The organism is Marinobacter sp. (genome assembly GCF_040904845.1).
GTDB lineage: Bacteria > Pseudomonadota > Gammaproteobacteria > Pseudomonadales > Oleiphilaceae > Marinobacter.
Genome location: NZ_JBBDSR010000109.1, coordinates 20,717 through 32,975, shown reverse-complemented (window position 1 = coordinate 32,975; position 12,259 = coordinate 20,717). Strand labels below are relative to the sequence as shown.

The 12,259-nt window shown below is 60.8% G+C and carries 7 protein-coding genes; 1 reads left to right on the top strand and 6 read right to left on the bottom strand.

All coding sequences use genetic code 11. From position 1 onward, the window contains the following. Positions 1–5: 5 nt before the first annotated feature. Positions 6–3,725, bottom strand: coding sequence for a DUF1631 family protein (locus tag WD429_RS13895; protein WP_368422780.1), 3,720 nt, complete (start codon positions 3,723–3,725; stop codon positions 6–8). Between the two features lie 26 nt (positions 3,726–3,751). Between WD429_RS13895 and WD429_RS13890 the strand changes: the two genes are divergently transcribed. After that, complete coding sequence (locus WD429_RS13890; protein WP_368422779.1) at positions 3,752–4,822, top strand: aminopeptidase; 1,071 nt, start codon at positions 3,752–3,754, stop codon at positions 4,820–4,822. On the opposite strand, the gene argA is transcribed toward WD429_RS13890, so the two are convergent. The 5 genes from argA to WD429_RS13865 form a co-directional block, all read right to left on the bottom strand. Further along, entirely contained in the window at positions 4,796–6,103 is a 1,308-nt protein-coding gene (gene argA, locus WD429_RS13885; protein ID WP_368422778.1) for an amino-acid N-acetyltransferase, read from the bottom strand. The two genes, WD429_RS13890 and argA, sit on opposite strands and share 27 nt — an antisense overlap. Before the next feature lie 24 nt (positions 6,104–6,127). Next, positions 6,128–7,297, bottom strand: coding sequence for an acetylornithine deacetylase (gene argE / locus WD429_RS13880; RefSeq protein ID WP_368422777.1), 1,170 nt, complete (start codon positions 7,295–7,297; stop codon positions 6,128–6,130). Positions 7,298–7,324: 27 nt separating this feature from the next. Next, positions 7,325–8,566, bottom strand: a complete 1,242-nt coding sequence (locus tag WD429_RS13875; protein ID WP_368422776.1) for an acetylornithine deacetylase — start codon at positions 8,564–8,566, stop codon at positions 7,325–7,327. Between the two features lie 80 nt (positions 8,567–8,646). Continuing rightward, positions 8,647–9,543, bottom strand: coding sequence for an acetylglutamate kinase (gene argB / locus WD429_RS13870; RefSeq protein ID WP_368422775.1), 897 nt, complete (start codon positions 9,541–9,543; stop codon positions 8,647–8,649). 74 nt (positions 9,544–9,617) lie between these two features. After that, complete coding sequence (locus WD429_RS13865) at positions 9,618–12,248, bottom strand: phosphomannomutase/phosphoglucomutase (RefSeq protein ID WP_368422774.1); 2,631 nt, start codon at positions 12,246–12,248, stop codon at positions 9,618–9,620. Positions 12,249–12,259: the final 11 nt, after the last annotated feature.

The window sequence follows — 12,259 nt, the reverse complement described above, 5'->3', positions numbered from 1 at the left end:
GGAGGTTAGTTTAGGCTGTCCAGCAGGCGCGGTTTTTCGATCACAAAACCCTGGGCATAATCGACCCCCAGCAGCCTCAGTCTGTCGAGCACATCACGGGATTCGACCTGTGAAGCAATCACTTCCCGCTTCATGTAATGGGCCATATCCACCATGGACTTTACCATGGCGCAGTCGGTGTCGTTGACATCGACCTGATTGGTGAAGGCACTGTCCAGCCTGATGAGATCCACCGGCAGGGTGCGCATCAGCTGGAACGACACCGGCCCACTGCCGAAATTGCCCAGGCAGAACCGGCACCCCAGCTCCTTCAGTTCCGCCATGAACTCCGCCAGCCGGTCGAGGTCAGTAATCGCGGCCGTTTCCGTTAACTCGAACCAGAGCCGCTCGATGGGCGCGTCTTTCTGGCTCAGTTTGTCATAGATAAACTCCAGCAACGACGGGTCATTCAGAGAATAGCCTGACAGGTTCACACAGACGCCGCCCAGATGTTTGGGGTCCGGCCCCTTGTCACGCAGCCAATCCAGCATGTGCCCCACCACCCAGCGATCCACCGCCTGCACCCGGTCATAGCGCTCAGCCATGCGCACAAAGTCACGGCCGGTAATCAGGGTGCCGGCATCGTCGTACATGCTGATCAGCACTTCATACTGGGAAGACATCTCGGTGCTGGCGTGCAACGGGATCATTTTCTGGCAGCGCAGCAGCATCCGCTCTTCATCAAGATCACCCAGGCTCGCCACCTTGGCAGCGATCTGTTCCTGACGGGACTGGTCCCTCACATCCAGCGCGTATTCCAGCACTTTGCCGCGACCGTGATGCTTGGACGTCTTCATCGCCTGCTCAGCGGCCATCAACCAGCGTTCAGCCGTCGCCAGTGCAGGCAGTTCGGTCGCCAGACCGGCACTCGCGGATAGCCGATAGTGACGCCCGGCAAAAGTGAATTCGCAGGCTTCAATGTCGCCGATGATGGCCTCAGTGGTGTCCACGGCGGTTTCCGCCGGCAACAGCCACGCAAATTCGTTGCCAGCGAGCCGCGCCAGGGGCATGCCATCCCCCACTCGGGCTCGCAGCATATCGGCCACCTGGCGGAGCGTTTCATCGCCGGCCTGGTAGCCAGCCGTATCATTAAGGAGGCGGAACTGTCGCAGGTCCAGCAACACCAGGGCCCGCTCATCTTCCCGGCGAGCGAGCTGCTGATCCAGCATGCGCTCAAACTCACGACGCCCCAGCAACCCAGTCAGTTCATCGTGGGTCGAGGCCCAGGACAGCTGGTCGTAGACCTTGCGAACCATGCGATCGAGGCTTTCGTCCACCAGGGGGCGGTCGTACTGGTTATCCGGCACCACAATGCCTTTGCGCATCTGGCGCGCCAATGCTTCAAGATCCACCTCGACCACCCGCATACCCTGGTGGTTGACGAACACAAAGCGGCTGAACCCCCGGGCAATCCAGACCAGACGAATGTACTGAACCTCTTTCGGGTTCTCCTGATCCCGCAACCAGTCCCCGGTGCGCAACTGCTGCGCCCGCTGCACCCAGCGTTGCAAACTCTTCTGCTCACGCTCAGAGAGGGTTTCGGCGTTGCCCGTTTGCGGGGCCGCTGACGGCATCTCCACCATTTCCGGCGGGTTATCAGCACTGCGCACCAGGAACTGTTTCAACTCATCGCGGATCTGCGACGAGGGCATATGGTTGCTGGATATGGACGACAGACCATCCTGAATCACCCGCAACAACTCTGGCAGGTTGACCCCGGATTTCGGGTCATCGGCGAACGCCATCAGCGAATCAATCACCGACAGGTAGTCCTGCCATAACGCGCCGTCCTGCCCCTGACGAATCCAGGTCAGCGACAACAGGTCCCGCCAGCCACCGTCAAGCAGACTGATCAGGGCTCTGGGCACTTTGCGACCCGCCAGCTTCTGATCCAGCACCTCGGCGACGGCCGCCTTGGACTCCGCCACCTTTTGTGCCCCCTCGGCGGCGGCGGTCACTCGCTCCACGTTGCGGCGATAGACAAGATTTTGCCGGTCAATCAGGGTGTCCAACTCCTGCAGCGTCCTGTCGAACACCCCGGTATCCTGCTCGAAATCAGCGGTAATGCGATGTATAAGCTCATCAATCCGGCGCTGGACCACCGGGTTGAGCCGTCCGCCCTTGATGCCCAGTTGGGCCAGCCGATTCATCACCCCGCGGACCGTGCTGTTCTGATCGTCAAAAAAGGCTGGATCACGCATCACCACTTTCAGAACCGGCACTTCCAGCTGGCGCATCCGGCTCTGGGCGTATTCACTCAGCTTGGGGCTTTCCACCACGCTGCGGAAAAAGCGGTCCACCACGTCGAGGGTGCCCTGCTGTTCCTCGTTGAGGGAATGATCACCGCTGTGCCTCACCCGCCCGACCACGCGTTGCCGCAGGCTGGGCTGATCAGCCGCCAGCTCTGCGGACTCTGCCTGCAGCTGCTGCAATTCCCGGTGAAGCGCGCCCGCTGAGAGCGGGCGGGCGTTGGGCGCGAACACCACCGGCTCGACATCGTTACGGGCCACCCGGCTGGACGTCAGAGTGCCGATCAGGTTGCGTACGGTGGCGAAGGCGGTCTGAGCGGCCTGGGCGTAGCCCCGGAATTCCTGCGGGGCGCGGCTGGATTTTGCCGTTTCGGCCTTGGCCACAGACCGATGTGCCTCAGGGGCGGCTTTTGCTGTGGGCGTTTCCCGCTCACCCAATGCTGTGGTGCGTTCGCTGAGGTACTTGCTGAGATCCAGATCCGGCAATACCCCGTGACGAATCAGAATATTATTGAGTTCCTGATACAGAGCCCCGAGCTGCTGCAACACCGCTTGCTCGAACACTCTCAGGCAGAATTTTTCGACGTCACGGCTGGCCTTCAATTGACCCAACCCCGCGTGGAAGGCTTCACAAATCAGAGACGGCCCCAGTGGGTTGTGATGGCCAGTGGCGTTGGCGATATCCAGATCGTCAAGCCTGAGCTTGAGCTGGAGCAGCTCGCCCCGGTACTGGGTGTCGGCCTTGGTGACCATCACGCGGATGGTCAGCCAGTCCTCGAATTCGCCTTTGTCCACCACCGATAGCTCCGACCCGGGAAAGCCCTTCGGTGCCGGTTTGAGGGGGGATTCAAGGATCTGTGCCATCTGGTGCCAGATGACCCGCTGCCGGGCCTGAAGCTGGCCGGCCGAGTCCAAGTAATCGTTGGCCTGCTGGTCATTGCCGGCTTTCTGGGCCGATTGTTTCAGTGCTGCGACCATTTGCACGAAACACGCGTCCATCAGCGGCTCAATGAACTGGACCAACGCCCGCGCCGACTGGTGCAGTACAAACTGCACACGATCATTGGGTGGGCGCAGCGCTGATCGCTCCTGGTGACGGCTGCCGCCACACTGTTTGAGCATGGCATTCACCGCTTCCGGGTTGGAGCGTGTAAAATGCACACCCATGGCACCTTCGATACGACGAACACTGCTCACATGCAGTTCGTGACGACGGTTACCATCGGCGGAACGAAAACGCACAATGAACTCGTCGGGGCTGCCCTTGGCCAGCACCCGTTCAAGTTTTCGAGAGGTGTCCCCGGAATAGCGGATAAACAGGCCTTCGGCACAAAAATCCGCGATCTGACAGGGCCAGCTCTCACCCGAGCCAAGGTCCAGCTGGGCAGCCAGCTTGATCGGTTTCCGGGAGCTTGTACGACGTTCTCTGGGGTCCATGAACAACCTGATATCCTATATAAACCATGACACAGCTTAGTCAGATCTATACGCTTTTGCTACTGGCGGTCGTGCTTCCCGGCTGCACGACCATCGGCTACTACAGCCAGGCCGTCAGCGGGCACGTCTCGCTCATGTGGTCGTCAGAACCGGTTGAAGAGTTGCTCGCAAATCCCGCAACCGATCCCGACCTGGCCCATAAACTGGCCCTCGCCGACAACGCCCGTGCCTACGCGCAAACCCGCCTGGCGCTGCCGGTAGGCGATGCCTTTACCGAATACACCGAGCTGGGCCGCTCCTGGGTGGTGGTTAACCTCGTCGCGGTTCCGGAATTTTCCCTCACACCCCGTCAATGGTGCTATCCGGTAGCCGGCTGCCAGGCGTACCGGGGCTACTTCAATCTCAACGACGCACGGGCCGAACAACACACCCTCAATGCACGTGGCTACGACACCTTCATCGGTGGCGTAACCGCCTACTCTACCCTGGGCTGGTTTGATGACCCGCTGCACTCGGGGTTCACCAGCCTGCCCGACGACCGCATGGTTGCTTTGATGTTTCACGAGCTCGCGCACCGGGTGGTCTACGTCAATGAAGACACGGCGTTCAACGAAAGTTTCGCCACCGCGGTCGAGCTGGAAGGCCTGCGCTTATGGCTGGAGGACCGGGGACACAGCGACAGGTTTGCCGCTACGCTGAAACGCCTTGACCAGCGGGACACAACACTGGCGTTGGTTGAGAGCACCGTAACGGATCTGGACCGCCTGTATCAACGCAGAAGCGCCATTCCCGACACCGAGCTGCGGCAACAGAAGCAAAAGCTGATTGCCGGGCTGGTCGATCGTTACAACACACTGGCCGCGGGTTGGGACGAACCCGGGCCATTCGGCGCGTCCGTCGACACCCTGAACAACGCCAATCTGGCCCTGTTTCGCCAGTACAATCAGTACGTGCCCGGCTTCCGCCAGTTGCTTAGCGACACCCACTATGACTTTGCCGACTTTTACGACCGGGTTCGGACCTTATCGGAGCAGGAGCCGGAACAGCGCACACGCGCTCTGTCAGAGCTCTCACAGCGGTTTCACAAACACCTTTGAGTTGCGCTGGGCGTTGTAGGACGCCAACTTCGGCCCCGGCAAATCCTGCACAGTGGAGGGTTTGAAACCCCGTTCGCGGAACCAGTGTTCCGTCTGGGTGGTCAACACAAACAGACGCTCAATGCCCTGGCTGCGGGCCAGCTTTTCAACCATCGCCAGAATGTCGTCGCCTCGCCCGGCGCGACGGTAATTGGGGTCAACGGCAAAGCACGACAGTTCACCCGCGCCTTCATCCGCGTAATAGTACAGAGCGGCACAGCCCACGATGGTACCGTCGCGCTCGGCGACCACGAACCGGTCGATTTCCGTTTCCAGCATTTCCCGCGAGCGACGCACCAGAACGCCCTGCTCTTCCAATGGCTGGATCAGCTCCAGCACACCGCCGATGTCTTCCACCCGGGCCTGACGGATCTGCTCGTAGTGGTCACCGCTGACCAGAGTGCCGGAGCCGTCCCGGGTGAACAGTTCCTCAAGCAACGCGCCATCGTCTACATAGCTGATGATGTGGGAACGGCGCACCCCCTTGACGCAGGCATCGCACGCCGCTTTCAGCAACGCGGCGTCGTGCCCGGTAACGGCTCCCTCTGCCAGGCGTTCCGACGCCTGCCGCGCAGACAACTCACGGATCAGCGAACCATCGGCCTCCAGCAGGCCCTGATCGTCGATGAACATGATCAGTTTTTCCGCCTGCAGGGCAGCAGCAACCTGGCTTCCGACGTCCTCGTAAGACAGGTTGAACGCATCGCCGGTGGGGGAATACCCCTGCGGTGGCAGCAGCACGATGTGCCCGAGCTCCAGCAGCTTCTCGATACCGGCCACATCAACCCGCCGCACCCGGCCGGTATAGCCGAAATCGATTCCATCGAGAACGCCGACCGGCCGCGCGGTGACAAAATTACCGCCACTGACCCGAATCCGCGCATTGTGCATGGGGGAATTCACCAGCCCCATGGACAACTGGCTTTCCAGATACGCGCGCTGACCACCGATGGCTTGCAGGACCAGATGCAACTGATCCTCCGGCGTTATCCGCAAGCCATGGTGGAACGACGACGCCACACTGGCGTCATCCAGCCGCTGCTGAATCTGGGGTCTTGCCCCAAAGACCACCACCAGACGCACACCCAGACTGCTCAACAGTGCGATGTCGTGGATGATGTTAATGAAGTTGTCGTGGGCAATGGCATCGCCGCCAATTGTCAGCACCACCGTACGCCCCCGGTGGGCGTTGATGTACGGGGATGAGTGGCGGAATCCGTGCAGCCAGTCGTTGGGTTTCAATCGTCTCTCCTGGTGACCTGAACGTTACAGGCAGAACTGTTGAATCAATCCCTTGAGGATCTTGACGGTTGGCTCCAGCTGCGACAGTTCCAGAAACTCGTCGGGCTGGTGAGCCTGATCAATCGAGCCGGGCCCCATTACCAGAGTTTCCAGCCCCAACTGCTGCAGCCAGGGGGCCTCCGTGGCAAAGCCCACCGCATGCGCGGTGTGCCCGGTCAGTTTTTCGCAGACGCTGACCAGGGCCGCGTCCGCCGGTGTCTCGAACGGCGGCACGCCGTCGAACAGGGGTTCAAAGAGCATATTCAGGTCGCGGCGTTCAGCAAGCGGCTGCAATTTGCCGAGGATGGCCTGGCGCAATGCCCCCATCTCCATACCCGGCAGCGGGCGCAGGTCAAAGTGCAGCTCGCAGCGAGCACAGATACGGTTGGGGTTATCACCACCATGAATACAGCCCAGATTCAGGGTGGGCACCTGCACCCGGAAATTGGGGTTCTGGTATTGCTCCTGCCAGGTTTGTCGCAGGTCCAGTAATTCCCCCAACGCCTCGTGCATGCCCTCCATTGCGTTACGGCCGAGGGCGGGGTCGGACGAATGACCCGACTGCCCCTCAAACACCAGCCGCTCCATCATAATGCCTTTGTGCATGCGCACCGGTTTCAGTCCGGTGGGTTCACCAATGACCGCATAACGCGCTTTCGGTCGCCCGGCTTCCGCCAGCGCCCGCGCGCCGTTCATAGAGCTTTCTTCATCCGCGGTGGCGAGAATGATCAGCGGCTGTTTGAGTGGCTGGCCGGCAAACGCCCGAGCCGCCTCAATGGCCAGGGGGAAAAAGCCCTTCATGTCACAGGTGCCCAGCCCATACCAGCGGTTATCGCGCTCGGTCAGGGTAAAAGGATCGCTCTGCCAGCGTTTGTCATCAAACGGCACCGTATCTGTGTGCCCCGACAACACCAGCCCGCCAGGGCCGCTGCCAAGGGTGGCAATCAGATTGTACTTGCCCGGCATACCGGGCACCGCCATCAGTTCGATGGCAAACCCTAGCGGCTCCAGCCACTCAGCGAGCGTTCTCACCACGGCTTCGTTGCTGTGGTCCCACTCCGGGGTCGAGCTGCTGATGGAGGGCAACGCAATCAGCTTTTCCAGCATATCGCGGATGCCGGGGACACCGGCGGATTTGGTCGTTGCATCAGACATGGAACGCCTCCCTGGTCCGGTAACGGATCAACGGGTCTGGCCGCGTCGCCAGACCTCAAATGTATCCATGGCGCGTATAACAATAGGATAAGCCACTTCACCACCGCCGACGAGGCGGGCAATTTCCAGCGTTCGTTCATCCACGCTGGCCAGCCGGCCTTCCACCACGTTGCCGTTCGACAAGGTCACTTTTACCGGTCGCCCAAGCCAACGCCCGGCGTCCGTGGCGTCCGCGGGGTGCCACCCCGCCACCAGGCTGTTTTCACCTTCAGGCACCACCGGCTGCACGGCCAGATCAGACACGTCCGTTTCGGCAGATCGAACCGCTTCCAGGAAGACATCGGGCACGGTCTGGCCATTGTAACGGACGTTGAGGTTGCCAGACGGTGCTTCATCAGGCTCATGTACCGGCACCCCCAGCAGCGGTTCCGTCGGAGCGAGTGTGAGCGTGAGTTCACCGCCTTCGGTCAGCCACTGCCGATAAAGCGCCAAGAGTTGGTCACTGGCTTCATAGCCTCGCGCATTGAGTGCCAGGCGGAAAGCGTCCATCACGATAGCGCTCCACTGTTCCGTCGTCACCGCCGATTCCCGCGCGCAGTAGGCTGCCACCCGGCGCATCAGCCCACCATCACGAAGGGTGACCTCCACCGGACTTTCAGCCCCCACCATCAACGCTCCCGGGTCGAGCGGGTCAAAGCGGGCATCCGGCCAGCGCATTTCGACGCTGCCGACGCTGTCCGTGGTCACTTCCAGATACAGCTCATCGGGCTGCTGACGAATCAGGGCTTCGCCGGTTACACCTCGCATGCCCATTCGCACCAGATCGCCACTGCTCAGTTGCTGACGGTGGTCCGGGCCACACACCGGGGCAAACAAGGCCTGGCTGTTCGTGCCCGAGGCCGTGACCCAGTTGCGGAACATGGTTGCCTCAAGCATCACCACGAGGCCTTCTGCTTGCAGGCTCCAGGACGGCGGCAGGTTGCCTGGCTCCAGCAGGGCCATCAGTAACGCCAGCGGCGAGCCGGCATCAAACATCACCCGGTCCGCATCCACCGGCCCCGCCAGCCGGAAATCCTGGTAACTGGCTTCAGTCAACAACAGGCGGCCGTCAATCCCCGAGCTGATCGAGCCCCGGTGAATAACGCCCACATGCTCCAGGGCTCCGCGCGCCTCGGCCAGGCGCTGGTCCGCCAGCCACCAGGCAGCAGCCTTGAACAGCAGCCAGCCAAGCAGTACTACAACCACTAAAAAAGTCAGCAGGCGTTTCATCAGTTTTTCCTTTTGCCTGACGGAGACGTGCGTTCTGTCAGGCTATATCAACACCACGACGGCTGTCTGCCAGGAGGCGATCAGCTGCGAGAAATCAGTGTGCCCACACCTTCATCGGTGAATATCTCAAGCAGGGTGGCATGGGCAACGCGACCGTCGATAATGTGTGACGTGCGCACACCATTTTCCACCGCGCTCAGGGCACAGCGAATTTTTGGCAACATGCCGCCGTGAATGGTGCCGTCTTCAATCAGATCGTTAACCTGACTGGCAGTCAGCCCGGTCAGCACCTTGTCGTCCTTGCCCTTGAGGCCGGAAACGTTGGTCAGCAGAATCAGTTTTTCCGCTTTCATCGCTTCCGCCACCTTGCCCGCAACCAGATCCGCGTTGATGTTGTAGGACGTGCCATCGGGACCGACGCCAATCGGTGCAATCACCGGAATGACGTTGCTGCGGGTCAGCATGTCGATGACGTCGACATTCACGCTCGCCACTTCGCCCACATGGCCGATGTCGATGATTTCGGGACGCTCCAGTTCCGGGGAGCGGTTAACCACTTCCAGCTTGCGGGCACGAATCAGGTTGGCGTCCTTCCCGGTCAGGCCAAGCGCAGTGCCGCCTTGGGCATTGATCAGCGACACAATCTCCTTGTTGACCTGGCCACCCAGCACCATTTCAACCACATCCATGGTTTCGCTGTCGGTCACTCGCATGCCGTTCACGAAGCGGGACTGGATATTCAGGCGCGCCAGCAGATCGCCGATCTGTGGACCGCCGCCGTGGACCACAATCGGGTTGATGCCCACCAGTTTCATCAGCACCACATCGCGGGCGAAACTGCTTTTCAGGTCCTCGTTTTCCATGGCGTTACCGCCGTACTTGATGACCACGGTCTTCCCGGTAAACCGCTGGATGTAGGGCAAGCCCCTACTCAGTACGGATGCCACTTGCATAGCTGTTTCACGATCCAGTGCCATGTTGCTGCCTTAGCCTTGATAAACGTTCGATAGTCGAAAAACACACATCATTATTTCAGAGCCCCGGGCCGCCTTCAAAAGCCGGCGACCAGATCCGGGGCAACTTTCTGCAACTGGTCACGGAACACCTGCTTGATACGCTCGAGCGCGTCCTCGGTTTCCGCTTCGAACCGCAGCACCAGCATCGGCGTGGTATTGGACGCCCGGCACAGCCCCCAGCCATCGGCATAATCCACGCGGATGCCATCAATGGTGCTGATGTTGCCATCGCCGAATTCGCCTTGTCGGCCCAGTTGCTCCATCAGTTCAAACTTGGTTTCTTCCGTGACCTCAACGTTCAGTTCGGGTGTGCTGATGTCCTCGGGGAAGTCTTCAAATACCTCATCACTGTGACGATCCTCAATGCCCAGAATCTCCAACAGGCGGGCGGCCGAATACAGGCCATCGTCGAAACCGTACCAGCGCTCGCCAAAGAAAACATGGCCGCTCATCTCCCCGGCCAGCAGGGCACCGGTCTGCTTCATTTTGGCCTTCATCAGCGAGTGGCCGGTTTTCCACATGATCGGCCGGCCGCCGGCTTCGGAAATCACCCCCGCCAGACGGCGGCTGCATTTCACGTCGTACAACACATCCGCGCCGGGGTTACGCGACACCACGTCACGGGCGAACAGCATCAGCAAGCGGTCCGGCCAGATAATCTTGCCGCTGTTGGTGACCACGCCCAGGCGATCACCATCGCCGTCGAAGGCCAGACCAATATCAGCCTTTTCATCCTGGACCCGGGCAATCAGGTCCACCAGGTTTTCCGGCTTGCCGGGGTCGGGGTGATGGTTAGGAAAATCGCCGTCGACGTCGCAATACAGAGGGATCACCTCACACCCCAGCTCTTCCACCAGGATGGGGGCAAGCTCACCGGCAATGCCGTTACCGGCATCCAGCACCACTTTGAGTGGCGCAGCCACCGCAATGTCTCCGACAATACGGTCGAGATAGGCGCGGCGGACGTCTTCGGAGGACTGCGTGCCTTGCCCGCTGGCAAAGTCGCCAGTCTGGATGCGCTGAAGCAGTTTCTGAATGGCTTCACCGGACAGGGTTTCCCCGCCCAGCATGATTTTCAGACCGTTATAATTGGCCGGATTGTGACTGCCGGTCACCATCACCCCGGAACCGGTCTGCAGCTCGTGGGTGGCAAAATACAGCACCGGAGTGGGCACGGCACCCACCTGGATGACGTTGCAGCCGGCGGCCATGATGCCCTGTGCCAGCGCGTCCGCCAGCGCCGGGCTGGAATGGCGGCCATCATAACCAATGCAGATACTCTCAAGCTGACGCTCCACCGCTTCGCTGCCAATGGCGCGCCCGATGACCGCAACAATCTCTTCCGACAGGGTCTCGCCGACAATGCCGCGAATGTCATAGGCGCGGAATATACCGTCCGGCACCTCTACATCTGGAAGCACCGTTTCTTCAACCTCCGGCGTGCTGCCGATATCGCCGTCGCTCCCGCCACCAAAGCCGAGTACGTCATCGTCGCCGTCCAGCATATCGATATCGAGCATGTCCTTTTCCTGAAACAGCGGTTCCTCCGCCGACGCCGTGGCTGCTTTTTCCGGTGCCATTGGCCGCGCCGTTTCCGACGCTTTGGATACCCGTTTCTCCACCACCTGGGTCAAACGCTGAAGCACCTCGCCGGTGGCGGCGACAACATCCCATTTCACCGGCGGCAACTTGACCCGTTCACCACCGAACACCTTATGCGCCCATTGGGTCAGCGCGGCCACATCCTGACGGATACTGCGCTGCGCTGCGCCAAGCAGGGCCCAGATGGCTATCGCTGCCAGCAAGACCGGCGCAATGATCAAAATCAGCGCCAGTGTCGTGTTCACGACCGGGGCCGGCCCCGACGCCGGTGTGTAACTGATGGACCAGTCCGGCGCATTCAGGCCCCGCTCCACCACCGTGCCGCTGCCAGCGCCACGACTGACCACCGTGCGGGCAGCGCCGTTAACGGTCTGAACCAACGCCAGCTCACCGCCAAGCTCCCCATTAACCACCGTCAACAGGGAGGCCAGTTCAGCCGCATCAAATACCACCAACATACTGCCGGCCATGGCGCGGTTATCAGGATTACGGATGGGAGCCGCCAACTGGAAATACCACTGTCCATCCCTGGGGAACGCATCAGGTTGCAGTGACCGGCCCGCCTCGGCACGCCGCGCGAGATCCAGCCCTGCGAAACCGAGGGTTTCGGAACCGCTGGCGCTGCGGGGAATATCGCGGTAAGGGAACAGATGGACCGCCTGAACGCCCGGCAACGCGTCAGCAAGCTCTGCGCTCACCGATTCGGTCTGCGGGCGGCTACCCAGCGCGTCGCGAACGTGGCGCTGGGCCGCCAGCCCTTCCACCGCCGACTGCAGCAGCGTCATCTGCTGATTGATGCGAAGGGCGGCAGCATCCACCTCTACCGAGGCCTGCAGTTCGGCCCGGCGGAATTCTGCGGGGGTGACAGCCAGCCAGTAAATCAGCGCGGCCGCCAATAGTCCGGACAGCAATACAGTGATGGCCTGAACGCTCGCCACGGTCTTCAAGTGCTTGGGGCGGGAACCCTTAGTCGATGAACCGTTGGTGTTCTCCTCTGCGGCCGGTTTTTCCTCCGGCTTGTCTGCAACGGCCTCTTCCGACTTCTTCTTTTTACCCAGCTTCATGAGTCCATCCT